Origin of the sequence: Bacillus sp. HMSC036E02 (genome assembly GCF_001836235.1) — a bacterium.
GTDB lineage: Bacteria > Bacillota > Bacilli > Bacillales > Bacillaceae_G > Bacillus_A > Bacillus_A cereus.
This window is the reverse complement of sequence record NZ_KV827856.1, coordinates 591,497-617,160: the sequence shown is the minus strand read 5'-3', so window position 1 is coordinate 617,160 and position 25,664 is coordinate 591,497. Positions and strand designations below refer to the sequence as shown.

Below are 25,664 nucleotides of genomic sequence, written 5' to 3'. Positions count from 1 at the left end.
GCCCGTGTTACCTCGAGGCCCAGTGGCACCAGTAGCGCCTGCTGGTCCAGTAGGTCCGGTAGGTCCTTGAATGAACGAAGCAGAATTAACTAGAGCAGTTTGTAATGCTGCTATTAATTTAAGGAGCTCTTGAAGTGTGCAAGGGTCAATTCGGAATAATTTTGTAATGTATAGTAAATAGTTAATGAGATTTTGAAGCTCAATAAATACAGCGCTTGCTACAAAGGTTGGATTTCTTAATATAGTTATTAAGTTTTTAATAATAGCTAACCCTTGTGCTTTCAGGGAGGAAGTAGCGTCTAGTGAACAAATAAATTTACTCAGTAGGTTCAATGTATCGATTAGGTCTTCAATATTTTGGGGAGATGGATTTGCGAAAAGTTTTGGGATTATTTTTGTTAAATCAATAATAATCGCACGAAATGTTCTAAGTTGAGCTTTAGTAATTGGGATTGATGGAGTATTCGGGATTCGTCCGGCGCTACTTGGAAAGCATGGTTTGGAGAATTTGTTTTGATTGTCGTTATAACGAGACATTAAATCTCTCCTTTCTCACGAAAATGTGAACGAAACTCATCATAGTAGATGCAGAAATTAGTTAAATGGTCATAGTAAAATCGTTTGTTTAAAGAAAAAATAGAAAAAACGCCTTACAATAAGGCGTTTTTTCTATTTTCTGCGTATTGATAATATCGCTTTAAGGAAATTTTTGATTTGAATCCAGCGAGTTTTATAATTTCTGATTCAGGAGTTTCTTTTTTTATTAAGTTTAAAATATAGGTGTTACGAAAATGTTGTCCTGAAATTCCTTTACGTAAATTGGCTCTAGCCACTTCGAGGCGAATCATTTTTTGTATAGCAATTTCCGTTAATGCCTTTGGTGCATCATTTTCATATACCCACCTGTATGTTCCACGGTTAAAATCGAATGCGACAAATAATGGATCATCACTATGGTATTTAGGACGAACTGGTTCTGGGATGCTTTTGTAATAAGTATATAGTTGTTTTTTGTCTTCTTTTGCTAATGTAATTGTTCTTTCTACACCTGCGGTTGCTGGGATTGATAATGTATTAGTTTCAAAGTGAACGTGATGCATTGTTAATGCTGTAAGTTCCTGTAAGGATAAACCGTAGTCTATCAATAGATTTAAAATAGCAATATTGCGATCCATTAATAAAGGGCGCACAGGAAGTTGTTTTTCTGAAAGTCCTTCTAATGAAGTGACTATATACTTTAATCTTTTTTCTTCATCAGGTGAAATGAAATCTTCGTTACGAAGTGTACGGTCTGGTTGAATAGATATTTCCATATTCTTCAATGGATTGGGAATGTTTAGAAAGTGATGCATTCTATTTAATACAGTAAATACACGATGCATCGTTTTTTCTGAGTAATGTCGATTCGTTTTTAAATCGGAAAAGTAATCTTCGTAGTCTTTTGTACAAAGTGTAGCCCATATATTACTGGAAGGGAGCTTTTTGTTTTTTTCTAACCAATGTCCGAAGTCTTCAACGTCATAAACATAACGTTTAATAGTTGAGGGTTTTCGGCCTTTATTCAATAAAAAAATAGAAAAGGCTTGTATTGTATCATGGAATTCCGTTGTCTCCATAGTCCCACCACCTTAATTATTTCTTATATTATAGCAAACTTTTCTGAAAATAGGCATTTACAAGGGGGACAGGAATAATAATATTTGGTGAGTGGATAAAGTGAAACTATAATCAGTGGGGATTTTGTTCATCCTCTGCGATTATTAGTTGAACCAATCGGGCATTTACGGGCGGTTATCTCCCGCTTAAATACCAAGCGTTTGCTGAATGTCGAGGTGGGAGTCTTACTGCTCGCAAATAGCGGGATAAAATGAGGTGATTGTATGGAACAATCGATGCGAAAGAAAAACAACAATCAAATTAATATTGTGTTAAACCATCGAAAGAAAATTTCTTTGCCAGCCGCAGAAAATAAAACGGTAATTTCAAATGAAACTACAATTAAACATGAAATGCTGCAGAGAATTGAAGAAGAGATGGGGAAGCTTGTTGGGATGGATGATATAAAAAAGATAATAAAAGAAATATATGCTTGGATTTATGTGAATAAAAAAAGACAAGAGAAGGGATTGAAGTCTGAGAAGCAAGTGCTTCATATGCTGTTTAAAGGGAATCCGGGTACAGGGAAGACAACTGTTGCTAGAATGATAGGAAAATTGCTGTTTGAGATGAATATTCTATCGAAAGGCCACTTGGTTGAAGCTGAACGTGCTGATCTTGTAGGAGAGTACATCGGCCATACAGCTCAAAAAACAAGAGACTTAATAAAAAAAGCAATGGGAGGTATTTTGTTTATTGATGAGGCGTATTCTTTAGCTCGAGGAGGAGAGAAGGACTTTGGAAAAGAAGCAATTGATACGCTTGTAAAACATATGGAAGATAAACAACATGGTTTTGTATTGATTTTAGCTGGATATTCAAGAGAGATGAATCACTTTCTTTCATTAAATCCAGGGCTGCAATCTCGTTTTCCATTTATTATTGAATTTGCGGATTACTCGGTAAATCAGCTATTGGAAATTGGAAAGAGAATGTATGAAGATCGTGAATATCAGTTATCAAAAGAAGCTGAATGGAAATTTAGGGATCATTTACATGCGGTGAAGTATTCGTCGCAAATTACATCGTTTAGTAATGGGCGATATGTACGGAATATTGTTGAAAAATCAATTCGTACACAGGCGATGCGGTTGTTGCAAGAAGATACGTATGATAAAAATGATTTAATTGGAATATCGAGTATGGATTTGATGCTCGAAGAGGAGACGCACAGTACATAAACTGTGCGTCTATTTTTGTGTATAAGTTCGTTTACTCTTTTTTTGCTTTTTCTTGGTGCGCTTTATGGAAGCGTTCCATTTTAGCGCTCTTTTCGTGTGCTGAATTAGGGTCGTGTCCAAATTGGTTTACTGAACTTTTTTGAGCTCCTTTATTAACGTGGTTTGTCATTTGTATTCACCTCACTTTAAAAATTAGTATAAACATTATATAAAGAAAAAATCGTTAGAAAAGAAAAACCTCTTTACGATATGTAAAGAGGTTAGATTGCTATTTATGCATTGAACGTTCTTTCGTTTCGATACGTCTGTGCGGTAAATGCCATTTGTAATGAATAGAAACCATGCGGAAGCAAACAATTAAAATGAATAAAATGTAAAGGGCCCAATCGCTAACAATAATTTGAGCGCCAATTAAGAAACCTGCTAAAATTGTCCAAAAGGCATATACTTCAGCTCGAAGAACGAGAGGTTTTCTGCGGGCTAAAAGGTCGCGAATGATACCGCCGCCGATACCAGTTAAAACAGCTGCCACGATTGTGGCACTAATTGGTAAATTTAATTTTTGAGCATATAATGCTCCTTGTACAGCAAATGCTGATAAGCCGATAGCGTCAGTGATATTTTCCCACTTTTTCCAATGACTAATTAACTTATTTGGAAAAAGAAAAATAATAGTCATTGATAAAAGTGCGATTTGGAATAACATGTCTTGTTGCCAAAACGCGACAATCGGATAACCGATTAATAAATTACGAAGGGCACCTCCCCCAAATGCGGTTGCCATTCCTAAAATATACACCCCGAAAATATCATAATCCTCTTCCATTGCAACAATGGCTCCGCTTAGTGCGAAAGCGATTGTGCCTATGATGCTAAAAATCTCCCATGCCATGAATTTTCTCCCCCGCTAACTAGATGAAATGTGCTTCCTCTGCTATTATATTAGAAGGTTTAAATTTCGAAAAGGATGAGTGAACATATTTGATGGAAGAAAAAGAAAAAGTCATATTAGTAGGCTGTCAATTGCCGCAAGATGATGATGAAAAATTTATGCATTCCATGAAAGAGCTTGCATCACTAGCTAAGACTGCGAGAGCGGAAGTGTTAGCTTCAACAACGCAAAAACGACCAAAGTTTCATCCGGCAACTTACATAGGTAAAGGGAAATTAGAAGAGCTTACAATGCTAACTGAAGAATTAGAGCCGGATGTTATTATATTTAATAATGAATTAACGCCGAGTCAAATTCGGAATTTATCCTCAGTATTAGATGCGAGAGTAATTGATCGAACGCAACTAATACTAGATATTTTTGCGCAACGTGCGAAGTCGAGGGAAGGTAAGCTGCAAGTGGAATTAGCTCAGTTGCAATATACAATGCCACGTCTTATGGGGCAAGGGTTGTCCTTATCACGTCTTGGTGGTGGTATTGGAACGAGAGGACCGGGTGAGACGAAACTTGAGACGGATCGTCGTCATATTCGATCGCGTATTGATGAAATAAAGAAACAACTTGCAGTTGTTGTGGAACACCGAAAAAGATATCGTGAGAGAAGAAAAGACAATAAAGTATTTCAAATTTCATTAATAGGCTATACAAATGCAGGGAAATCGACACTGTTTAATAGATTAACGGAAGCTAATACGTTTGAAGAAAACCTTCTGTTTGCAACACTAGACCCAACGACGAGGAAGATGCCGTTACCTTCTGGTTATACAGTATTACTAACTGATACTGTTGGTTTTATACAAGATTTACCCACTTCATTAATTGCTGCTTTTCGTTCAACACTGGAAGAAGCGGGGGAAGCAGATGTTATTTTACATGTAGTTGATTCTGCGGATCCTAACTACATAGGGCATGAAAAAACAGTAAAACGATTATTATCAGAACTTGAAATTAATCATATTCCTATTATTACGTTATATAATAAAAAAGATGAATTACATCAAAACTTTATTCCGTTTCCGAAAAGTGATTTCTTAATGACTAGTGCTTTTGAAGAAAGTGATTTATTGCGTATAAAAGAAGCGATAGAAATGAAAATGAAGAAAGAAATGGATCGTTATCGAGTAGAAATCCCTCCGAGTGAAGGTAAGTTATTAACGCTTTTAAAGACGGAAACGCTATTAGCAAAGATGGAGTTTCTGGAAGATAAATTTGTATATGATTGTGCAGGGTATATTTTTACTCATTCATCGCTTAATGTGCAATTAAAGAGATTTTTAGTGGAAGAAGGAGAAAATAAAAATGTTTGATCGTTTGAAAAATGGAGAAAAAATTGCTCCAATCGTAAAAGAAGTAGAGAATCAGATTACAGAAGTACATAAACGTGCGGATGAAGTAATTGAAAGTAATCAGTTTCGTGTATTAGAAAGTTTTCGTAAACATAAAATTAGTGACTCGCATTTTATCCCGACGACAGGTTATGGTTATGATGATATTGGCCGTGATACGTTAGAAAAAGTGTATGCTGATGTATTTGGGGCGGAAGCTGGACTTGTTCGTCCGCAAATTATTTCAGGTACTCACGCTATTTCTACAGCGTTATTCGGTATTTTACGTCCAGGAGATGAGTTATTGTACATTACTGGGAAACCGTATGATACGTTAGAGGAAATCGTTGGTGTGCGTGGGAAAGGTGTAGGTTCATTTAAAGAATATAATATTGGTTACAATGCAGTTCCGCTAACTGAAGGTGGGCTTGTTGATTTTGAAGCTGTTGCAGCAGCGATTCATAGTAATACGAAAATGATCGGTATTCAGCGCTCGAAAGGTTATGCTACTCGTCCATCGTTTACTATTTCTCAAATTAAAGAGATGATCGCGTTTGTTAAAGAAATTAAACCTGATGTTGTTGTGTTTGTAGATAATTGTTATGGGGAGTTTATTGAAGAGCAAGAGCCGTGTCATGTTGGTGCAGATTTAATGGCGGGTTCGCTTATTAAAAACCCAGGCGGGGGAATTGTAAAAACTGGTGGTTACATTGTCGGTAAAGAACAGTATGTTGAAGCGTGTGCATATCGTTTAACATCTCCGGGAATTGGTGCGGAAGCTGGAGCGTCTTTATACAGTCTGCAAGAAATGTATCAAGGGTTCTTCTTAGCGCCACATGTTGCAGGACAAGCGCTGAAAGGTGCGATTTTTACAGCTGCGTTTTTAGAAAAGTTAGGAATGAACACGTCACCAGCGTGGAATGCACCAAGAACAGACTTAATTCAATCTGTTCAATTTGATGATAAAGACCGTATGGTTGCCTTCTGCCAAGCGATTCAATATGCATCTCCAATTAATTCGCATTTTACTCCGTATGCAAACTATATGCCAGGTTATGAAGATGATGTAATTATGGCGGCGGGAACATTTATTCAAGGTGCAAGTATTGAATTGTCTGCTGATGGTCCGATTAGACCACCGTATGTTGCATATGTGCAAGGTGGATTAACGTATTCGCATGTTAAAATTGCGATTTGTTCTGCGATTGATGAATTGATTGAAAAGAATTTATTAACAATTTCTTAAAGGGGAGCTGTCGATATCGGCAGCTTTTTTCGTATAAAAGTAACGATTTCTGCGATTAGAAAAAAGAATGAAAAAATTTATAAAAAATCATGTAAGAAAAGCTAACATCTATTGACACTAAACATAACATGTTATAAAATGAGAAGCAGTTAAGGCGAAGGAGGAACTGAAAAATGAAAGAAGATAGACGTTCTGCCCCGCTGTTTCCAATTGGTATTGTTATGGATTTAACACAATTGTCTGCACGTCAAATTCGCTACTATGAAGAGCATAATCTTGTTTCTCCAACCCGTACAAAGGGGAATCGTAGATTATTTTCATTTAACGATGTAGATAAGTTGTTAGAGATTAAAGATTTGTTAGATCAAGGCTTGAATATGGCTGGTATTAAGCAAGTGTTACTAATGAAAGAAAATCAAACAGAAGCAGTGAAAGTAAAAGAAGAAACGAAAGAAATTTCAAAAACTGAGCTTCGCAAAATACTTCGAGATGAACTACAACATACAGGTAGATTCAATCGAACTTCATTGCGACAAGGTGACATTTCAAGATTTTTTCACTAAAGATAACTGATTCTGAAGGCGATTAGAGGGACTAAGGAGGAATTTATAATGTCTAGATACACAAAAGAAGATATTTTCCGTTTGGCGAAAGAAGAGAATGTAAAGTATATCCGTTTACAATTTACGGACCTTTTAGGGGTAATTAAAAACGTAGAGATTCCAGTGAGACAATTAACGAAAGCTCTTGATAACAAAATGATGTTTGATGGATCTTCGATTGAAGGTTTCGTACGTATTGAAGAATCTGATATGTATTTATATCCTGATTTAGACACTTGGGTAATTTTCCCTTGGACAGCTGAAAAAGGTAAAGTAGCTCGACTAATCTGTGATATTTACAATGCAGATGGCACTCCATTTGATGGAGACCCACGTAACAACTTAAAACGTGTGTTAAAAGAAATGGAAGCTTTAGGATTTTCAGACTTCAATCTTGGACCAGAGCCAGAATTCTTCCTATTTAAGGTTGATGAAAAAGGAAATCCAACATTAGAATTAAACGATAACGGTGGATACTTCGACCTTGCGCCGATGGATCTAGGGGAAAACTGTCGTCGTGATATCGTTCTTGAACTTGAAGAAATGGGATTTGAAATTGAAGCATCTCACCATGAGGTTGCTCCAGGGCAGCATGAAATTGACTTTAAATATGCAAATGCAATTCGCTCATGTGATGACATTCAAACATTCAAACTTGTTGTAAAAACAATTGCTCGTAAACATGGTTTACACGCAACATTTATGCCGAAACCACTATACGGTGTGAACGGTTCAGGTATGCACTGTAACTTATCATTATTTAAAAATGGTGAGAACGTATTCTTTGATGCAAACGGTGACTTACAACTAAGTGATGATGCTCGTCACTTCATCGCAGGTATTTTAAAACATGCACCAGCATTTACAGCGATAGCAAATCCAACTGTAAACTCATATAAACGTCTAGTACCTGGATATGAAGCGCCTTGTTACGTAGCATGGTCTGCACAAAACCGTAGCCCGTTAGTACGTATCCCTGCATCTCGTGGTATTAGTACACGCGTAGAAGTACGTAGTGTTGACCCAGCTGCAAACCCATATTTAGTAATGGCTACATTATTAGCTGCAGGTCTTGATGGAATTAAAAACAAATTAACTCCACCAGCTGCAGTAGACCGTAACATCTATGTAATGACAAAAGAAGAGCGCGAAGAAGCAGGTATCGTTGACTTACCAGCAACATTAGCGCAAGCGTTAGTTACATTACAATCTAATGAAGTAGTATGCGGTGCACTAGGAGAACACTTACTTGAGCACTTCATCGAAGCGAAAGAGATTGAGTGGGATATCTTTAGAACACAAGTTCACCAATGGGAACGCGATCAATATATGTCTCTTTACTAAGAGGCTTGAACCCTTGATACAACTCGTATCAAGGGTTTTTTAATTCCCTATTATTACAATTTTATATGGTTGCAAAATGAAAAACAGCCACATAAAAGCCAATAATTAATAACAAGTAGTGATATCATAGAAAAACATTATCAGATAAATGTAAGTTTTATATAATTTGTGAAATGAAAAAGCCTTGATACTACGGTATCAGGGTTTTTTTAGTGAAGTTATTGGATATGTTAACTACTAGATAATGGATTGTTTTTGGTTATTTTGAATCATGTTACTAAGAAAATCTTTTCAAAAGAATTGATCTTATCTTTTTTAATCACTTGTGCTAAAACTTAATAATTCTTTACTGCCTTGTACAACGCGAGCGATGATTTTTATGTCCTCATCTGCAAGGCTATAAGTTTGTGGCTTGTGAATCAGATTATTACTCAATGATATTAACGTAATGATGCTCAGTTATAACACAGTCTTATTCAGAATTTCGTTAGTTCATTTTCTAAATTTAGGGAATAAATATAGCTTAGTACCTTGCAATAAACAATACTAAGTGGTATATTATGGATAAATCAGGTACCGTGTATTGAACAGTACTAAGATAGGGAAGGAGGATGGCACTTGAACGTTCAGTTTAAAAAAGGTGTGCTTGAACTTTGTGTATTAGCACTTGTAAAACGTAAAGATAGTTACGGTTATGAACTTGTTCAGCAAATTTCTAATAAATTTTTAATATCGGAAGGGTCAGTATACCCTTTATTACGTCGTTTGACGAAAGAAGGGTATTTTCAGACGTATTTAAAGGAATCTACGGAAGGGCCACCTCGTAAATATTATCAATTAACAGAGCAAGGGGAGACGCAATTTCATTTGTTAGTAACAGAATGGTGTGATTTTGCGAAAGGGGTACAAGAAATTATTGAAGGGGTGGAATGGGATGAGTAAAGAAGGGTTTCTTAAAGAATTATCAAGTTATCTTAGAAAGTTACCAGAGGAAGAGAGGCAAGATATTTTATTGGATTATGAAGAGCACTTTCAGTTTGGACTAGAAGAGGGGAAAACTGAATCAGAAATAATACAAGGCCTTGGTTCTCCGAAAGTAATAGCGAAAGAATTACTTGCGATGTATCGCTTCGATGAAATGAAAAAAAATCCATCGACTTCAAATGTGACAAGAGCTGTTATGGCAGCGATTGGACTTAGTTTGTTTAATTTTATTATTGTGTTAGGACCGTTAGTCGCAATTATTGCTTTTATATTTTCTTTTTGGATCGGTGGTATTGCTAGTGTAGTAACACCATTTTTCGTTATTGGAAAAGTATTTATGGGTACTTTTATATGGTTGGATCTTTTCGTTAGTATAACGTTTGTTGGAGTAGGTTTATTGTTATGTATTATCGCTTTTTATAGTACAAAGTGGTTTAAGAGATTGTGTGTACGATATGTAATATGGAACTTCAAAATGATAAAAGGAGAGTAAATGATGAAAAAACTATTTTTAATCGCTATTGCTTGTATCATTATTGGAGTAATAGGAATTTCCCAAACATATGAAAAAGCAGTACAAACTGCTACAAAAGGTGATAAAGAAAATGTAATTAAAAACGAAACATTAAAAAATATAGAAGTTAAGTTAGATGCCGGGGATATTATTGTCCAAAAATCTCCTGACTCTTCTTTTTATATCAAGCAATCAGGAGATGTGCGTAAACAAGAGATTCGTATCGCAGAAGATGGTGACACATTAAAAGTTATTGGGGAAAGAGAAAAAGGTGCTTCATTTGATTTTTCTTTTTACGATTTTAGGTTTCAAACGTCTAAATTGACTCTCCTTGTGCCCGAACGCTCTTACCAAGATGTAAAAGTAAATTCATCTGCTGGACAAATCGAAATGAGTGATGTGAAAAGTGATAGCGTAAGTGTTAGAACACTTGCTGGAGAAGTAGAGTTGAAACAAATAACGGCTAAGAATGTGGAGGGATCGACAAAAGCTGGTGAGGTGAATTTTAAGAAGGTATTAGGGAAAGTGACCGCAAAAACAACAAGTGGGGAAATAAATATTCAAGATCATGATTCTAAGTATAATCTAGAAGCAAGTTCAACTGCGGGAGATATAGATATTACTTTATCGGAAAAACCACAAGATGCGGTAATTACTGGGCAAAGTGCTGCCGGAGATGTAACAATTTTTAATGAAGAAAATAAAAACGTAACAATTGGAAATGGTAGTAAAAAGATTAGTGGTAAAACGGCTGCTGGAGATGTGACGATTAAAACTCGTTAATAAGAAATAGAATGCATGGAAATCTATCAAAATACAAAAAAGAAGATAATTACCGTATATAAATAAGGTAATTATCTTCTTTTTATTATTTTTTAATGTAAATCACGATATACGCCAATTACTTTCCCGATAACTGACACTTGTTTTAAAATGATAGGTTCTAATGAAGAATTTTCTGGTTGTAAACGGAAATGGTCTTTTTCTTTATAGAAACGTTTAACAGTTGCTTCATTATCTTCTGTTAAAGCGACTACAATTTCACCATTATATGCAGACTGTTGTTGGCGAACAACAACTAAATCTCCATCGAAAATACCAGCTTCAATCATACTATCTCCAGAAATACGTAACATGAACACTTGGTCTGCTCCAGCAACAATACTAGCTGGAAGTGGGAAATGTTCCTCTACGCTTTCGACCGCTGTAATTGGTAAACCAGCAGTAACTTTTCCGACAATTGGAACTTGAATAACAGATTGTGTTTCCGTATCCATTCGGTCTTCACCTAAAATTTCAATGGCACGTGGTTTTGTTGGATCGCGTCGAATGTATCCTTTTTCTTCTAATCGTGATAAATGTCCGTGCACTGTAGAACTAGAAGCGAGGCCGACTGCTTGACCAATTTCACGTACGGAAGGTGGATATCCTTTTTCTTGTACTTTTAGCTTAATAAAGTCGAGAATGTCTTGCTGGCGTTTCGTTAACTTTTCCATGTTTTCTAACACCTCGTTTTCTTTCATTTTTCTTATTAATAAGTATAACATGTGAAAAAACATTCTACAAACATAAGTTCGAACAAATGGCGGATTTATGTTACACTATAGGGAAATAATAGGGAGAAAGAGGGGTTCAAAATGAATGCAATTATTTATGCACGTGTGAGTACAACGAAAGAAGCGCAAGAAACATCATTATTACGTCAAAAAGATGAATTATTGCATTTAGCTGAGCGCTATCAAATGAATGTTACTAAGGTGATTGAAGAGCAGGCTAGTGGATATACAATTGAACGTGACGGTATATTAGAGGTGTTGGATACAATTCGAGACGAACAAATTGATGTGTTACTTATACAAGATGAAACGCGTCTTGGTAGAGGAAATGCGAAGATCGCGTTAATGCATTGTTTACATAAAGAAGGCATAAAAGTATATACGCATACACATAATGGTGAATTACAATTGTCGGATTCTGATTCGATGGTATTAGATATTATTGGTATTGTTGAAGAATATCAAAGAAAGATTCATAATATGAAAATTAAACGAGGTATGCAACGTGCAGTAGAAAAAGGTTATCGTCCAGAAAAAAATTTAAAAAATCGTCATTTAAGTGTAGGAAGAGAGAAAAAAGAAGTGCCAATTGAGGAAATTGTACGTTTGCGAAAAAGTGAACTCACGTTTGAAGAAATTGCAGCAACATTACGTGGATTTGGTCATAATGTTTCAAAGGCAACTGTACATCGTAGATATGTAGAGTATACGAAGCAATTGCTTGATAAAGAAGAGTAACTATTGTATGATAATAATCAGTTTTGATTAGAAGGGGGATTCGAGATGATTAATCACGAACTCGTTGAACGCATTAACTTCTTAGCGAAAAAAGCAAAAGCTGAAGGTTTAACTGAAGAAGAGCAACGTGAGCGTCAATCGCTACGTGAACAATATTTAAAAGGATTTCGTCAAAATATGTTAAACGAACTTAAAGGTATTAAAGTTGTTAACGAAGAAGGTACAGATGTTACACCGACGAAATTAAAAGCTTTAAAAAAGCAAGATAATGCAAAATTAAATTAAAAGATGGGCGAAGCCCATCTTTTTTATTTGTAAAAATCGTTATTTAATAACTTTCCAGTTGTTATTAACTGTTGCTTCTATCGTTTTATGTTCCAATATATAATTAGCGATAAGTTCAGACATATCTGTGGGTATATCTTTTACTACTGGTTTGTTTTGAAACATAAAGAAATTTCCCCCGCCACTTGCACGATAATTATTCATTACAACGTCATATTCTTCATTCATATTAAGAGGAGCACTGTCATGCTGTAAAGATTCTACTCTTTCACCAATTGGTTTTGAAATGTTTAATACGTATGAAATCCCTTCCCACATATCATAATTATAATGTTGTGGCTTTGGTTCTATGTAGGTAGGACTTACGGTGATGGATCCATCTGTTTTTAATGTGAAATAAGAAGCAGAGAGTTCAAGAGCGTTTTTTATATCTGCTCCAGTTATTCTAATTACTTTTAATGTGTTTGGATAAATATAATTAGAAACGATGTCACGCATTGTTACATGTTCCGGGAAACCTGGAGATGTATTATGGAACAAACTTGTACAAGAAATTGATACATTAGCTATATCCATCTGTATTTTATTTATGAATTCGATAAAAGGATGATCATGCAAACGAGTTTGCATAGCATCTGAAATTTGCATGCCCCCTTGAATGATTCCAATAGGTTGATCAAGCCACTTTTGTGTTTTCTCTTCGTAATCGGCTACCAATGAAAGTACATCTTGGTCCGCCTCAACTCCTTGTACAGATAATAATTCAGAAGAACTCTCTTTTTTCACCCATTTATGTTTTGTTTTTTCGAATGTTATTTTTACTTTTCCAACTGAGTGTCCATTGCATCCAGTCTGTAAAATTGTTACACCGTTAGCCATTGTGTGAGAAATTTCTCGGTGTTGATGACCTGTTAGTAAAAGATCTATACCTTCAATTTCATGGCACATTGCATATCCTTGGTTTTCTCCTGTTAACACTTCAGTCGGTACCCCGGTTTGTAAATCTCGTTCAACTCCCCCGTGATACGCTACGACTAGTAAATCTGGTTTCTCATGTTTGCGAATGTAAGAAACCCATTCTTTTGTAGTCTTTAATGCATCTTCAAATAGTAAATCTTTAATGTGATGGGGTTGTTCCCAATTGGGAATGTAATGCGTTGTCACCCCTAAAATAGCAATTTTTATATTTGATTCAATATGTTTTATTACATATGGTTTCCCGAAATAAGGTTTTTTACTGTTTTTATCTAAAATGTTTGCTGATAGGTACGGGAAGTTCGCAGTAGTCACAGCATTATTTAATATATCCATCCCGTAATTAAATTCATGATTGCCGATAATTGCAGCGTCATACTGTAAGTAATTCGCTAATAAGGACATTGGGTTTTTTTTGTTTTTTTCGTATGTAACATAATGATAAGTAAATGGTGTGCCTTGAATAAAGTCGCCATTATCAATTAAAAGAACGTTTCTATTTTTGGAACGTTCTTTTTTTATAAGAGTAGAAATTTTAGCTAAACCAAGTTCTGCTGGGGAGTTATCTTGGTAGTGAATAGGATAAACAGTGCCATGTATATCGCTTGTTAATAAGATGTTTAAAGTTACAGTTTGATTTTGTTCCAATATGACTCACCTTTTCTATTGTTATCTTCCAATTCATCATATCAAATATGTGAAGAGAATTTTAATGTGAGTGTATAGAATGTGTAAAGATTCTGTAAATAATCAATTATTTGTAAAAATATGTGATATATTTCTTCATGTTTATGAAAGGTTATTTTATAACAATGAAAAATGGAGGCATTAACATGTTGAAAAAAGTTTTTGCAATGAGCACAACAGTTGTACTAGCAGCGGGATTATTAAGTGGCTGCGGGACGAAAGAGTCAAGTGCAAGTAAAAATGAAGATACGAAAAAAGGGTATGTACCGAAGACTTTAAATGTTCAATTTGTTCCTTCTCAAAATGCGGATACGTTAGAGGCGAAGGCAAAACCGCTTGAGAAGCTATTAAGTGATAAGTTAAATATTCCAGTAAAAGTTAGTATTTCAACGAACTACAATACAATTGTAGAAGCGATGGCATCTAAACAAGTAGATGTAGGATTTTTACCGCCAACAGCGTACGTATTAGCACATGAAAAGAAGGCTGCAAATGTAATTTTACAAGCACAACGTTTTGGAGTAGATGATGAAACGGGAGCTCCTACAAAAGATTTAGTAGATTATTATAAATCTGAGTTTGTTGTTAAAAAAGACTCTAATATAAATAGTGTAAAAGATTTAAAAGGTAAAAAGATTGGTTATCAAGATGTAACATCATCAGCAGGGTATGTATGGCCTGCAGCTGTTCTATTAAAAGAGGAAATTGATCCGTTAAAAGATGTGAAACCTGTTACATTAAAAGGTCACGATCAGTCGCTTATTGCTCTTTTAAATGGTGACGTAGATGCGGCTGTTGTATTCCAAGATGCTCGTAATATTGTAAAAAAAGATTATCCGAATATATTTGATCAAACGAAAATAGTGAAATTTACTGAGAAAATTCCGAACGATACAATTTCTGTACGATCTGATTTAGATGCAGAGTGGAGCAAGAAATTACAAGATGCTTTCATTGAAATTGGAAAGAATGAGGAAGGTCACAAAATCATTAAAGAAGTATATTCACATGAAGGATATGTTAAATCTGATGATAGTAAATTTGATATCGTTCGTGAATATGGGAAGAAAGTAAAAACGCAATAATACATATGAAAATGGCAGCTAGCTGAAAGGGGATGTTTTCAGTTATTTTGCCATTTTGAATACATAGAAGGTAGGTAAGATGTGTGATAGAGTTTCGAAATGTCTCCAAAGTGTATCCAAATGGTACAAAAGGATTGAATAATATAAACTTGAAAATTCAAAAAGGTGAGTTTGTTGTAATGGTAGGGCTGTCTGGAGCTGGAAAATCTACACTTCTCAGATCCGTAAATCGTCTTCATGAGATTACCGAAGGAGAAATCATTATTGAAGGTGAGTCTATTACTGCTGCGAAAGGAAAAGAATTAAGGCGTATGCGCCGGGATATCGGTATGATCTTCCAAAGTTTTAATCTTGTAAAGCGATCAACAGTATTAAAAAATGTATTAGCTGGTCGTATTGGATATCATTCCACATTACGTACAACGTTAGGTTTGTTTCCGAAAGAAGATGTGGAGCTCGCATTTCAAGCGTTAAAAAGAGTGAATATTTTAGAAAAAGCATATGCACGTGCTGATGAATTATCAGGAGGACAACAGCAACGTGTATCAATAGCTAGAGCATTGGCACAAGAAGCAAAAATCATATTGGCAGATGAGCCTGTTGCATCGTTAGATCCACTTACGACAAAGCAAGTATTAAATGATTTGAAAAAAATCAATGAAGATTTTGGAATTACAACAATTGTGAATTTGCATTCTATTGATTTAGCTAGGCAATATGCGACACGTATTATTGGATTACATGCAGGAGAAATTGTTTTTGATGGTTCAGTAGAAGAGGCGACAGATGAAAAATTTGCTGAAATTTATGGAGATGTAGCACAGAAAAATGAATTGTTAGAGGTGGCAGTTAAATGAGTGACGTAACGATATATTCGAAATCGATACCGAAGCCGCCGAGTAAGTTAAAACATATGTTAACGTTTATTCTAGTCATTTTACTGTTGTGGGGAAGTAGTATACAGGTCGACGCATCATTTTCAAAGCTAGTAGTTGGTTTTCCTAATATGATGGATTTGTTAAAAGAAATGGTGCCGCCAGATTGGAGTTATTTTCAAGTTATTACAACAGCAATGTTAGATACAATACGTATGGCGATTATTGGGACGACTTTAGGAGCGATTTTAGCTATTCCACTTGCACTGATTGCGGCAAGTAATGTGTTTACTAGTACATTTTTATACAGTCCAGCTCGATTGATTTTAAATTTTATTCGAACGATACCAGATTTATTATTAGCGGCAATTTTCGTAGCTATTTTTGGAATAGGACCACTTCCGGGTATTTTAGCTCTTACTTTTTTCTCAATTGGGCTCGTGACGAAATTGTTGTATGAATCAATTGAATCAATTGACCCGGGCCCACTAGAAGCGATGACAGCTGTAGGGGCTAATAAGGTGCAATGGATTGTTTATGGAGTCATTCCACAAGTAAAAGCACACTTTGTTTCCTATGTACTATATACATTTGAGGTGAATGTACGTGCAGCGGCTGTCCTAGGTTTAGTAGGAGCAGGTGGTATTGGATTATATTATGATCGTACACTTGGATTTTTACAATATAAACAAACTGCTTCTATAATTATTTATACCCTTATTGTTGTTTTGTTAATTGACTACATTAGTACATTGTTGCGGGAGAAACTATAATGAATAGAACGACGATGATTGTGCCAAAACCGAAGAAACCGAGTATATATCGCTGGATTATTTTAATAGCACTTACAGTTGTATATGCATGGGCCTTTTCAGGAGTGCCATTAGAGGGGATAAAGGACACAGCAGGTGAAATTACGAAAGCAATTATGACAGGGATATTGAATCCAGACTGGTCGTATGTATCTTTGCCAGATGGTGAAGATTTATTACATGGATTAATTGATACGTTGGCAATTGCAATATTAGGTACATTTATTTCTGCATTTTTATCTGTTCCGTTTGCCTTTTGGGCGGCAACGAATATGAGTAGTGGAAAATTAACTTCAGGATCTGGGAAATTTGTACTTAGTTTTGTTCGTACGTTTCCTGAATTAGTTATGGCTCTTTTATTTATAAAAGCTGTTGGTCCAGGCTCTTTTGCAGGAGTATTGGCCTTAGGATTACATTCTATTGGAATGTTAGGGAAACTATATTCAGAAGGAATTGAAAACATAGATAATGGACCGACGGAAGCGTTACTAGCAACAGGAGCAAACCGTTTTCAAATACTTTGGTATGCAGTGTTACCACAAGTGTTACCGGATTTTCTATCGTATACGTTATACAGATTTGAAATTAATGTACGATCCGCTGCGATTTTAGGGGTTATTGGAGCAGGAGGGATTGGTACACCTTTGATTTTTGCGCTGAGTTCACGGAATTGGTCTCGTGTTGGGATTATTTTATTAGGTATCATTTTAATGGTAATTATAATTGATTTGATTTCAAGTTCGATTCGGAAAAGGATTGTTTAACTTATTTGAAAAGCATCGAAGTTAGATGCTTTTTTATGTTTTTAAAAACGTAAGTATAGAAGAAAATTGTATAAATATACAGATAATTCCCTTTCTTTTTAAAATAAAAACAATGAAAAAGTATGTCATATTGAATGCCCATACATTCCCGGAAACATTGATTTTTTTATAAAAAATCAAAAAAATATCAACATATTTGTCGATACATGTTGTATAATCTTGCGTGGGAAGCTATCATATAAATGTATAAAACGTTTACTAATATAAGCGAAGGGAAGAATAGCATGTCACATTCAATCGAACAACTTTCTATCAACACGATTCGCACATTATCCATCGATGCGATTGAAAAAGCAAACTCTGGTCACCCAGGAATGCCAATGGGTGCAGCACCAATGGCTTATACATTATGGACTCAATTTATGAAACACAATCCAAATAACCCAACGTGGTTTAACCGTGATCGTTTCGTATTATCTGCAGGTCATGGTTCAATGTTATTATACAGCCTACTTCACCTATCTGGTTATGATGTAACAATGGATGACTTAAAGAACTTCCGTCAATGGGGAAGCAAAACTCCAGGACATCCTGAGTACGGTCATACAGCTGGTGTAGATGCAACGACTGGTCCACTTGGACAAGGTATTGCAACTGCTGTAGGTATGGCAATGGCTGAAAGACATTTAGCTGCTAAATATAACCGTGATGCGTATAATGTAGTAGATCATTATACATACGCTATTTGTGGTGATGGAGATTTAATGGAGGGCGTTTCTGCTGAAGCATCTTCATTAGCTGCTCATTTACAATTAGGTCGTCTTGTTGTGCTTTATGATTCAAACGATATTTCATTAGATGGCGATTTAAATCGTTCATTCTCTGAAAGTGTAGAAGATCGTTACAAAGCATACGGATGGCAAGTAATCCGTGTTGAGGATGGAAACGATATTGAAGCAATCGCGAAAGCAATTGAAGAAGCGAAAGCTGACGAAAAACGCCCAACGCTAATTGAAGTAAGAACGACAATTGGTTTCGGTTCTCCAAACAAATCAGGAAAATCAGCTTCACATGGTTCTCCACTTGGTGTAGAAGAAACAAAATTAACGAAAGAAGCATATGCTTGGACTGCTGAGCAAGACTTCCACGTAGCAGAAGAAGTATATGACAACTTCCGTAAAACAGTACAAGATGTTGGTGAAACTGCGCAAGCTGAGTGGAGCACGATGCTAGGTGAATATGCACAAGCATACCCAGAATTAGCAAACGAATTCCAAGCAGCAATGAACGGTCAACTTCCAGAAGGTTGGGAGCAAAACCTACCAACTTATGAATTAGGATCAAAAGCAGCAACTCGTAATTCTTCTGGTGCTGTAATTAATGCAATTGCAGAGTCTGTACCATCATTCTTCGGTGGATCTGCTGACCTTGCTGGTTCTAACAAAACATACATGAATAACGAAAAAGACTTTACAAGAGATGATTACAGCGGTAAAAACATTTGGTACGGTGTACGTGAGTTCGCAATGGGTGCAGCAATGAACGGTATTGCACTACATGGTGGTTTAAAAACTTACGGTGGTACGTTCTTCGTATTCTCTGATTACTTACGTCCAGCAATTCGCCTTGCAGCATTAATGCAATTGCCAGTAACGTATGTATTCACACATGACAGTATCGCTGTTGGTGAAGATGGTCCAACACATGAACCAATCGAGCAATTAGCAGCGCTTCGTGCAATGCCAAACGTTTCTGTTATCCGTCCTGCTGATGGTAACGAATCTGTTGCAGCTTGGAGACTTGCTTTAGAATCTACAAACAAACCAACTGCTTTAGTATTAACTCGTCAAGACCTTCCAACATTAGAAGGTGCAAAAGATGATACGTATGAAAAAGTAGCAAAAGGTGCATATGTAGTTTCTGCAAGCAAGAAAGAAACGGCTGATGTAATCTTACTTGCAACTGGATCTGAAGTAAGCCTAGCTGTTGAAGCTCAAAAAGCATTAGCAGTAGACGGCGTTGACGCAGCTGTTGTCAGCATGCCATCTATGGATCGCTTCGAAGCTCAAACTGCAGAGTACAAAGAATCTGTATTACCAAAAGCAGTAACAAAACGTTTCGCAATCGAAATGGGTGCTACATTCGGATGGCACCGTTACGTAGGTCTTGAAGGAGATGTGTTAGGTATCGATACGTTCGGTGCTTCTGCTCCTGGTGAGAAGATTATGGAAGAGTATGGATTTACTGTAGAGAACGTTGTTCGTAAAGTAAAAGAAATGCTTTAATGATTTCAGAAAAATCTCTCCGGCATGGAGAGGTTTTTCTATGTAAATGAGTTTTTTCGACAGAAAAAGTTTTTTATCTCTCCGCAGTCAGACAATCATTGCAAATTTTCTTATATATAATGAAGAGAAAAGGTTGTCCAGATTGGGAGTGGAAAAATGAAAACGTATGAATTGTATTTAATTCAAGAGGATATTGCGAAAGCTTATTTTGGTCGTGAATATTTGTTTTTTGATTTATTTGCTCGATTTTCAGAATCTGGGTCCCTTTCGGAGAAAAAAGTGTTATATAAGCAAATGATGTATATAACGATGCCATTGCAAGTAATGAAAATTCATCATAAATTAGAACAAGCTTTGCGCGTTCTTGGTAAATATGATAGAACACATCATACACATACACTTTATACGGGAGCGGAGTACGGCGAAATAATGGTGAAACCGCACTATATTCGTATGAATACCTCTGGAAATGTCTCTATGGAAACAACATTCTTTGAGGTGTTAAGAAAGTGTGAATTAACATTTTTAGCTATGGATTATGAAAATACAAAGTACGGATGGCTGAACCCTCTAAAACAAGTACGAACATATGTGTAAAAAATGTCGAATTGTATCTTGTCTTATTGAAAAGGTTTTAGTACACTGTAAGGTAGACAACATGAAGGAGGAAAATATATGCCAATTTGGTTAGGTATTCTAGTGGGCGTAGTAGCACTAGTAGCAGGCGTGGCGTTAGGATTTTTCATTGCCCGCAAATATATGATGAATTACTTACAAAAAAATCCACCAATTAACGAACAAATGTTAAAAATGATGATGATGCAAATGGGACAAAAACCTTCCCAAAAGAAAATCAATCAAATGATGAGCGCAATGAACAAGCAACAAATGAAATAAGCGCTAAAAGACACTCGCTAAGAGTGTCTTTCTTTTTGTTAGTTATAGTTTTTAAAACTTTTAAAAATTCTGTATTTTTGGTAAACTGAAAACATCGCTCATTTTAAGGGAGGAGGAAAAAAATGAAAGTGTTTATGAATTTAGCGTGGTTTTTTAAACAAGAAAAACGAGCGTACATAACTGGAATTATTTTATTGTTTGGCGTTGCACTTTTAGAACTTGTAGCACCAAAAGTAATTGGAATCGTTGTAGATGAAATTAATGATGGAACATTGACGACCGATAAGTTACTAAAATGGGTTGTACTATTAGTAATTGTAGGCATTACGATGTACATATTACGTTACATATGGCGTATTATGATTTTCGGGTCTTCGTTAAAATTAGCTCGCCAATTACGAAAAAATTTATATGAACATTTTACAAAGATGAGTCCATCTTTCTATCAGTCAAATCGAACAGGTGATTTAATGGCACATGCGACCAATGATATTCAAGCGATCCAGCAAACTGCTGGAGCGGGTGTTTTAACGCTTGTTGATTCATTAGCTGTTGGGGGATGTGTACTCGTAGCGATGGGTTTTACAATTAGTTGGAAGTTAACATTGTTAAGTTTAATTCCGATGCCGATTGTAGCCATTTCGACAAATTATTATGGAACGTTATTACATAAAAGGTTTCATAAAGCACAGCAATCGTTTTCGGAAATTAATGATAAAGTGCAAGAGAGTATGAGTGGAATGAAAGTGATTCGATCGCTTGGACAAGAGAAAGAAGATTTGCAGGCGTTTCGAAAAAAATCAGAAGATGTTGTGCATAAAAATGTGTTAGTTGCACGTATTGATTCGTTATTTGATCCGACAATCGCTCTTATCGTTGGATTTTCTTTTTTAATTGCAGTATGTTACGGATCGGTATTAGTTGTAAGAGGTGAATTAACAGTAGGTGATCTCGTTACATTTACGACATATTTAGGTACCCTCGTTTGGCCAATGTTAGCGTTTGGATGGTTGTTCAATATTATGGAGCGTGGGCGTGCTTCATATGACCGTGTAGAAAAAATTCTTTCACAAAAATCAGATGTAGTAAATAGAGAAAATGCTGTACATACGATAGCGAGCGGTAATGTTTCGTTTGCCGTTGATTCATTTTCGTATAAGAAAAATGAACTGTTACATTTAAACGATATTCACTTTGATTTGAAGAAGGGCGAAACGCTAGGAGTTGTAGGACGTACAGGTGCAGGGAAAACGACTTTATTAAAATGTTTAATCCGTGAGTATGATCATTTTAATGGTGAATTAAAAGTTGGGGAGCGAGATATTCGAGATTTAACACTTCATGGTGTCCGTTCTGCTATTTCATATGTGCCACAAGATCATTTTTTATTTTCAGCAAGTATTGGTGAGAATATCGCCTTTGGAAAGGCGGATGCTACATATAATGAAATTACCCAAGCTGCAGATATTGCTTGTATTCATAATGATATCCTCCAATTTTCAGAAGGATATGAAACAGTAGTAGGGGAAAGAGGCGTTTCGTTATCTGGTGGTCAAAAACAGCGAATCTCTATTGCTCGTGCTTTATTAACAAATGCTGAAATTTTAATTTTGGATGATTGTTTATCAGCGGTAGATGCAAAAACAGAAGAGACAATTTTAAGTGCCTTAAAGAGGGAAAGAGCAGGGAAAACGACGATTATTACTGCACACCGATTAAGTGCAATTCAGCATGCCAATCTTATTCTTGTTGTTGATGAAGGTAGAATTGTACAAAGAGGTACACATGAGGAATTAATGAAGGAAAACGGCTGGTATAAAGAAATGTATGAAAGTCAGCAATTAGAAGCTTTAGTTGAGAAAGGAGGCGTATGATGGTAGAGAAGAAGCGAAGTGATTTAAGTAGATTGCTTTCTTATATGAAGCCATATAAAGGGTTGCTATCTTTAGCGTTTATCTTTTTAGTTGGTGCGACAGTAACGGAAATGATGGGGCCTTTTTTAATTAAACAATTCCTCGATGAACACCTAGTACCGCGGGATTTTGAACGATCAGCACTCGTTACTTTATTTGTAATTTACATAGTTGCTCATTTATTAAAAGTATTATTTACGTATTTAAATCTATTGTACTTTCAGAACATTGCTTTTAAGATTGTTCAAGATATGCGAGTTGAAGTATATGAACATGTTCAAAAGCTGTCATTAAGTTTCTTTGATCGTACGCCAATTGGTACGCTCGTATCTCGTATAACGAATGATACGGAAGCGATTAAAGATTTTTATGTCAGTGTATTATCAACATTTGTGAAAAATGTAGTCTTTTTAGTAGGTATTTTAATAGCGATGTTTTTATTAGATGTAAAATTAGCGTTATTTTCTCTCGTATTAATTCCGATAATGTTCGCGATTATGGTATTATATCGCCGGAAAAGTGCAGCTTTTTATTTAGAAGTACGTAATCAACTAAGCGTGTTAAATGCAAAATTGAACGAGTCCATACAAGGAATGAATATTGTTCAAGTGTTCAGACAAGAAAAACGTATGAGAAAAGAGTTTGAAGAAGTGAATAATAAACATTATAGTGCAGGGCGACGTACTTTGAAGTTAGACGCATTACTTTTACGACCAGCTACGGATTTAGTACATATTGTAGCTATTGCGTTAGTACTAGGTTTATTTGGGATTGATGCTTTAAAGAGCCCTGTTGAAGTAGGAGTTTTATATGCTTTTGTTAACTATATACATCGTTTCTTCCAACCTGTAAATGAGATGATGATGAAATTGTCCTTTTTCCAACAGGCACTTGTTTCGTCATCACGTGTATTTCATTTAATGGACGAGAAAGATTTAGCACCGGTTCAAAAAGGCAATGAGAATCCTCAAGTTGTGGATGGAGATATTGAATTTAAAAATGTTACTTTTTCGTATGATGGAAAGCGTGACGTTTTAAAAAATGTATCATTTCACGTGAAACAAGGGCAAACGGTTGCTTTTGTTGGGCATACTGGTAGCGGAAAAAGTACGATTATGAATTTGTTAATGCGATTTTATAATCTTAAGTCAGGAAATATTGTAATAGACGGTGTAGATTTAGAAAAATTTGAAGAACGAGAAATTAGAAAGAAAATAGGACTCGTATTGCAAGATGCATTTTTATTTGCTGGAAATGTAAAGCAAAATATTCGTATGTATAATGAAGAAATTACGGATGAAGAAGTAAAAGAAGCTGCTCGATTTGTGCAAGCGAATACGTTTATTGAAAAGTTACCAGAGCAGTATGAAACAGAAGTAGTAGAAAGAGGTGCAGCATTTTCAAGCGGTCAACGACAATTAATTGCTTTTGCTAGAACTATAGCAACGAATCCGAAAGTATTAGTATTAGATGAAGCAACAGCTAATATCGATACAGAAACAGAAGAGGCTATTCAAACAGCGTTGCAACAAATGCGAAAAGGTAGAACGACGATAGCCATTGCGCATAGGTTATCTACAATTCAAGATGCAGATCAAATTTTTGTGATGCATGATGGAGAGATAGTAGAAAGAGGAACACATCAAGAATTACTAAGTGAGCAAGGTTTGTATTATAATATGTACTTGTTACAAAATAAAGGGAGTTTGCAAAAGGCCTTGTAAATACAAGGTCTTTTTTATTTTGTATACAAAATATATTTACTCTTTGTTTCTATAGCATAAATGTCGTGTCCTCTTATGAAATTTGTACATATTGTATGTATACGAAGTAAAAAAATTGATAGGAGATTTTATATGCAAAACAGATCGAGTTCAAATGTTACGTTTATTGATGTGTCTCATTGGGAAGGGAATATTGATTGGAATGCAGTGAAGGCATCTGGAATTCCAGCAGCGTATGCAAAAGCGACAGAAGGTGTAAATTATATTGATCCTACTTTTACTAAAAATGTACAAGCAGCCCGAAGTGCGAATGTATTAATTGGTGCATACCATTTTGCACATCCAGAACAAAATGATGCAATTTCAGAGGCGAAATATTTTGTGAGTATATTACAAAGTAACCAGACAGACTTAATGCCAGTTCTGGATTTAGAATCACCAAAAGATCCGAGTAATAGTAATTTAACTGGTAGCGCTATATCGAATTGGGCAAGAAGCTTCATAAATTATGTGAAACAGGCTACTGGAAAAGATGTAATGTTATATACAGGAGTTTGGTATATTAATGAGTTCGGAATTAGCGGATTAAGTGATATTCCACTTTGGATTGCTAAATACTCTAGTACACCGCCTGCTGATGCTGGTGGATGGACAGCGTGGACAGCATGGCAGTACACAGATTCTGGACAAATTTCAGGTGTAGGAAATTGTGATGTATCAGCTGCAGTTTCACTAGAAGCTTTACAAGGGAATGGAGCAAGTGGTGGAGGGAATGTTTCTCCGCCTAATAATGCAACTCCAGTGTACGGGGTTGCTATAATTAATGGAGATAATGTGAATTTGAGAAGTGGACCATCTTTGCAGTCTAGTGTAATTCGCCAATTGAATCGTGGCGAAACATATGAAGTTTGGGGAGAACAAGATGGATGGCTTTGTTTAGGGACAAATCAGTGGGTATATAATGATCCGAGTTATATTCAGTATAAACATTATGTGGCGACTATTACTGGTGATAATGTAAATTTACGTGACGCTCCATCATTAAAAGGAAATGTTATAAGACAGTTACATCATGGTGAATCGTATCGAGTATGGAGTAAGCAAGATGGATGGCTTTGCTTAGGGACAAATCAATGGATATACTACGATCCAAGTTATATTCAGTATGGTGTACAATAGAGTGAAAATAAAAGGTGCCCCGTCAGAGGTGCCTTTTATCCCGCATTAACTGGCGGTAAGACCCCCACCTCAAAATTCAGCGGAA

26 protein-coding genes are annotated in these 25,664 nt (G+C 35.8%); 20 read left to right on the top strand and 6 right to left on the bottom strand.

Annotated features, from left to right (window positions below; all coding sequences use genetic code 11):
- Together HMPREF2590_RS21105 and HMPREF2590_RS21100 are read right to left on the bottom strand one after the other, a co-directional pair.
- Positions 1-537: collagen-like protein (locus HMPREF2590_RS21105; RefSeq protein WP_074555590.1), on the bottom strand; the 537-nt coding region annotated here is incomplete at its 3' end.
- 113 nt (positions 538-650) lie between these two features.
- Complete coding sequence (locus HMPREF2590_RS21100; protein ID WP_000450331.1) at positions 651-1,616, bottom strand: tyrosine-type recombinase/integrase; 966 nt, start codon at positions 1,614-1,616, stop codon at positions 651-653.
- A 264-nt stretch (positions 1,617-1,880) separates the two neighbouring features.
- Between HMPREF2590_RS21100 and spoVK the strand changes: the two genes are divergently transcribed.
- Positions 1,881-2,837: a stage V sporulation protein K gene (gene spoVK / locus HMPREF2590_RS21095; RefSeq protein ID WP_000438177.1), complete on the top strand. Its 957-nt coding sequence runs from the start codon at positions 1,881-1,883 to the stop codon at positions 2,835-2,837.
- Between the two features lie 31 nt (positions 2,838-2,868).
- Here the strand turns inward: spoVK and HMPREF2590_RS30460 are convergent, their stop codons facing one another.
- The gene (locus HMPREF2590_RS30460; protein ID WP_000181505.1) at positions 2,869-3,006 is read right to left on the bottom strand and encodes a hypothetical protein; all 138 of its coding nucleotides are present in this window, start codon (positions 3,004-3,006) and stop codon (positions 2,869-2,871) included.
- A 99-nt stretch (positions 3,007-3,105) separates the two neighbouring features.
- Positions 3,106-3,729, bottom strand: a complete 624-nt coding sequence (locus HMPREF2590_RS21090) for a trimeric intracellular cation channel family protein (RefSeq protein WP_000312274.1) — start codon at positions 3,727-3,729, stop codon at positions 3,106-3,108.
- Positions 3,730-3,821: 92 nt separating this feature from the next.
- On the opposite strand from HMPREF2590_RS21090, the gene hflX reads away from it, so the two are divergent.
- The 7 genes from hflX (at position 3,822) to HMPREF2590_RS21055 (ending at position 10,587) form a co-directional block, all read left to right on the top strand.
- On the top strand, positions 3,822-5,096 hold the full coding sequence (gene hflX / locus HMPREF2590_RS21085) for a GTPase HflX (protein WP_000391411.1): 1,275 nt from the start codon (positions 3,822-3,824) through the stop codon (positions 5,094-5,096).
- Positions 5,089-6,360 (top strand): methionine gamma-lyase family protein, encoded by a 1,272-nt coding sequence (locus HMPREF2590_RS21080; protein ID WP_000460282.1) that lies wholly within the window; start codon positions 5,089-5,091, stop codon positions 6,358-6,360. Before hflX ends, HMPREF2590_RS21080 begins: the two co-directional genes overlap by 8 nt.
- A gap of 173 nt (positions 6,361-6,533) precedes the next feature.
- Complete coding sequence (glnR, locus tag HMPREF2590_RS21075) at positions 6,534-6,923, top strand: transcriptional repressor GlnR (RefSeq protein ID WP_000656783.1); 390 nt, start codon at positions 6,534-6,536, stop codon at positions 6,921-6,923.
- A gap of 48 nt (positions 6,924-6,971) precedes the next feature.
- Positions 6,972-8,306 carry a type I glutamate--ammonia ligase gene (gene glnA, locus HMPREF2590_RS21070; RefSeq protein ID WP_000092763.1) on the top strand — a complete coding sequence of 445 codons (1,335 nt, stop codon included), beginning with the start codon at positions 6,972-6,974 and terminating at the stop codon, positions 8,304-8,306.
- A gap of 618 nt (positions 8,307-8,924) precedes the next feature.
- A complete protein-coding gene (locus HMPREF2590_RS21065) occupies positions 8,925-9,248 on the top strand; it encodes a PadR family transcriptional regulator (RefSeq protein WP_001102627.1) in 324 nt (107 codons plus the stop codon).
- Entirely contained in the window at positions 9,241-9,783 is a 543-nt protein-coding gene (locus HMPREF2590_RS21060) for a DUF1700 domain-containing protein (RefSeq protein WP_000031383.1), read from the top strand. The genes HMPREF2590_RS21065 and HMPREF2590_RS21060 overlap by 8 nt, the downstream gene beginning before the upstream one ends.
- Positions 9,784-10,587: a DUF4097 family beta strand repeat-containing protein gene (locus HMPREF2590_RS21055; protein WP_000976241.1), complete on the top strand. Its 804-nt coding sequence runs from the start codon at positions 9,784-9,786 to the stop codon at positions 10,585-10,587. It begins immediately after the preceding gene.
- 92 nt (positions 10,588-10,679) lie between these two features.
- Here HMPREF2590_RS21055 and lexA read toward each other — a convergent pair whose 3' ends face one another.
- Positions 10,680-11,300 (bottom strand): transcriptional repressor LexA, encoded by a 621-nt coding sequence (gene lexA, locus HMPREF2590_RS21050; protein WP_000413738.1) that lies wholly within the window; start codon positions 11,298-11,300, stop codon positions 10,680-10,682.
- 141 nt (positions 11,301-11,441) lie between these two features.
- Here lexA and HMPREF2590_RS21045 point away from each other — a divergent pair, with 141 nt between their 5' ends.
- Positions 11,442-12,098: a YneB family resolvase-like protein gene (locus HMPREF2590_RS21045; protein ID WP_000991472.1), complete on the top strand. Its 657-nt coding sequence runs from the start codon at positions 11,442-11,444 to the stop codon at positions 12,096-12,098.
- Between the two features lie 45 nt (positions 12,099-12,143).
- Positions 12,144-12,383 carry a DUF896 domain-containing protein gene (locus tag HMPREF2590_RS21040; protein ID WP_000607015.1) on the top strand — a complete coding sequence of 80 codons (240 nt, stop codon included), beginning with the start codon at positions 12,144-12,146 and terminating at the stop codon, positions 12,381-12,383.
- Positions 12,384-12,422: 39 nt separating this feature from the next.
- Here the strand turns inward: HMPREF2590_RS21040 and HMPREF2590_RS21035 are convergent, their stop codons facing one another.
- The gene (locus HMPREF2590_RS21035) at positions 12,423-14,006 is read right to left on the bottom strand and encodes a bifunctional metallophosphatase/5'-nucleotidase (RefSeq protein ID WP_000437440.1); all 1,584 of its coding nucleotides are present in this window, start codon (positions 14,004-14,006) and stop codon (positions 12,423-12,425) included.
- Positions 14,007-14,191: 185 nt separating this feature from the next.
- On the opposite strand from HMPREF2590_RS21035, the gene HMPREF2590_RS21030 reads away from it, so the two are divergent.
- The 10 genes from HMPREF2590_RS21030 (at position 14,192) to HMPREF2590_RS20985 (ending at position 25,579) form a co-directional block, all read left to right on the top strand.
- Positions 14,192-15,130: a phosphate/phosphite/phosphonate ABC transporter substrate-binding protein gene (locus HMPREF2590_RS21030; protein WP_000915057.1), complete on the top strand. Its 939-nt coding sequence runs from the start codon at positions 14,192-14,194 to the stop codon at positions 15,128-15,130.
- Positions 15,131-15,213: 83 nt separating this feature from the next.
- Positions 15,214-15,987, top strand: a complete 774-nt coding sequence (phnC, locus tag HMPREF2590_RS21025; RefSeq protein ID WP_000569246.1) for a phosphonate ABC transporter ATP-binding protein — start codon at positions 15,214-15,216, stop codon at positions 15,985-15,987.
- Positions 15,984-16,778 (top strand): phosphonate ABC transporter, permease protein PhnE, encoded by a 795-nt coding sequence (gene phnE, locus HMPREF2590_RS21020; protein WP_001286374.1) that lies wholly within the window; start codon positions 15,984-15,986, stop codon positions 16,776-16,778. The genes phnC and phnE (HMPREF2590_RS21020) overlap by 4 nt, the downstream gene beginning before the upstream one ends.
- A complete protein-coding gene (phnE, locus tag HMPREF2590_RS21015; RefSeq protein WP_001082386.1) occupies positions 16,778-17,581 on the top strand; it encodes a phosphonate ABC transporter, permease protein PhnE in 804 nt (267 codons plus the stop codon). The genes phnE (HMPREF2590_RS21020) and phnE (HMPREF2590_RS21015) overlap by 1 nt, the downstream gene beginning before the upstream one ends.
- A 284-nt stretch (positions 17,582-17,865) precedes the next feature.
- Positions 17,866-19,866, top strand: a complete 2,001-nt coding sequence (gene tkt, locus HMPREF2590_RS21010) for a transketolase (protein ID WP_000019773.1) — start codon at positions 17,866-17,868, stop codon at positions 19,864-19,866.
- A gap of 156 nt (positions 19,867-20,022) precedes the next feature.
- Positions 20,023-20,463, top strand: coding sequence for a sporulation inhibitor of replication protein SirA (gene sirA, locus HMPREF2590_RS21005; RefSeq protein WP_000860645.1), 441 nt, complete (start codon positions 20,023-20,025; stop codon positions 20,461-20,463).
- Between the two features lie 78 nt (positions 20,464-20,541).
- On the top strand, positions 20,542-20,763 hold the full coding sequence (locus HMPREF2590_RS21000; protein ID WP_001123317.1) for a YneF family protein: 222 nt from the start codon (positions 20,542-20,544) through the stop codon (positions 20,761-20,763).
- Positions 20,764-20,885: 122 nt separating this feature from the next.
- Entirely contained in the window at positions 20,886-22,637 is a 1,752-nt protein-coding gene (locus tag HMPREF2590_RS20995) for an ABC transporter ATP-binding protein (protein ID WP_000862450.1), read from the top strand.
- Positions 22,637-24,400 (top strand): ABC transporter ATP-binding protein, encoded by a 1,764-nt coding sequence (locus HMPREF2590_RS20990; protein WP_000229518.1) that lies wholly within the window; start codon positions 22,637-22,639, stop codon positions 24,398-24,400. Before HMPREF2590_RS20995 ends, HMPREF2590_RS20990 begins: the two co-directional genes overlap by 1 nt.
- A gap of 132 nt (positions 24,401-24,532) precedes the next feature.
- Positions 24,533-25,579 (top strand): GH25 family lysozyme, encoded by a 1,047-nt coding sequence (locus tag HMPREF2590_RS20985; RefSeq protein WP_001181400.1) that lies wholly within the window; start codon positions 24,533-24,535, stop codon positions 25,577-25,579.
- The last annotated feature ends 85 nt before the right edge of the window (positions 25,580-25,664 follow it).

Bases quoted from the DNA above. Each gene is read 5' to 3' on its own strand.
- HMPREF2590_RS30460 (WP_000181505.1), bottom strand. From the start codon at position 3,006: ATGACAAACCACGTTAATAAAGGAGCTCAAAAAAGTTCAGTAAACCAA.
- HMPREF2590_RS20985 (WP_001181400.1), top strand. From the start codon at position 24,533: ATGCAAAACAGATCGAGTTCAAATGTTACGTTTATTGATGTGTCTCAT.
- HMPREF2590_RS21000 (WP_001123317.1), top strand. From the start codon at position 20,542: ATGCCAATTTGGTTAGGTATTCTAGTGGGCGTAGTAGCACTAGTAGCA.
- tkt (WP_000019773.1), top strand. From the start codon at position 17,866: ATGTCACATTCAATCGAACAACTTTCTATCAACACGATTCGCACATTA.
- HMPREF2590_RS20990 (WP_000229518.1), top strand. From the start codon at position 22,637: ATGGTAGAGAAGAAGCGAAGTGATTTAAGTAGATTGCTTTCTTATATG.
- HMPREF2590_RS21090 (WP_000312274.1), bottom strand. From the start codon at position 3,729: ATGGCATGGGAGATTTTTAGCATCATAGGCACAATCGCTTTCGCACTA.
- HMPREF2590_RS21055 (WP_000976241.1), top strand. From the start codon at position 9,784: ATGATGAAAAAACTATTTTTAATCGCTATTGCTTGTATCATTATTGGA.
- sirA (WP_000860645.1), top strand. From the start codon at position 20,023: ATGAAAACGTATGAATTGTATTTAATTCAAGAGGATATTGCGAAAGCT.
- glnA (WP_000092763.1), top strand. From the start codon at position 6,972: ATGTCTAGATACACAAAAGAAGATATTTTCCGTTTGGCGAAAGAAGAG.
- phnE (WP_001082386.1), top strand. From the start codon at position 16,778: ATGAATAGAACGACGATGATTGTGCCAAAACCGAAGAAACCGAGTATA.
- spoVK (WP_000438177.1), top strand. From the start codon at position 1,881: ATGGAACAATCGATGCGAAAGAAAAACAACAATCAAATTAATATTGTG.
- phnE (WP_001286374.1), top strand. From the start codon at position 15,984: ATGAGTGACGTAACGATATATTCGAAATCGATACCGAAGCCGCCGAGT.
- HMPREF2590_RS21080 (WP_000460282.1), top strand. From the start codon at position 5,089: ATGTTTGATCGTTTGAAAAATGGAGAAAAAATTGCTCCAATCGTAAAA.
- HMPREF2590_RS21040 (WP_000607015.1), top strand. From the start codon at position 12,144: ATGATTAATCACGAACTCGTTGAACGCATTAACTTCTTAGCGAAAAAA.
- lexA (WP_000413738.1), bottom strand. From the start codon at position 11,300: ATGGAAAAGTTAACGAAACGCCAGCAAGACATTCTCGACTTTATTAAG.
- glnR (WP_000656783.1), top strand. From the start codon at position 6,534: ATGAAAGAAGATAGACGTTCTGCCCCGCTGTTTCCAATTGGTATTGTT.
- HMPREF2590_RS20995 (WP_000862450.1), top strand. From the start codon at position 20,886: ATGAAAGTGTTTATGAATTTAGCGTGGTTTTTTAAACAAGAAAAACGA.
- HMPREF2590_RS21045 (WP_000991472.1), top strand. From the start codon at position 11,442: ATGAATGCAATTATTTATGCACGTGTGAGTACAACGAAAGAAGCGCAA.
- HMPREF2590_RS21100 (WP_000450331.1), bottom strand. From the start codon at position 1,616: ATGGAGACAACGGAATTCCATGATACAATACAAGCCTTTTCTATTTTT.
- HMPREF2590_RS21030 (WP_000915057.1), top strand. From the start codon at position 14,192: ATGTTGAAAAAAGTTTTTGCAATGAGCACAACAGTTGTACTAGCAGCG.
- hflX (WP_000391411.1), top strand. From the start codon at position 3,822: ATGGAAGAAAAAGAAAAAGTCATATTAGTAGGCTGTCAATTGCCGCAA.
- HMPREF2590_RS21060 (WP_000031383.1), top strand. From the start codon at position 9,241: ATGAGTAAAGAAGGGTTTCTTAAAGAATTATCAAGTTATCTTAGAAAG.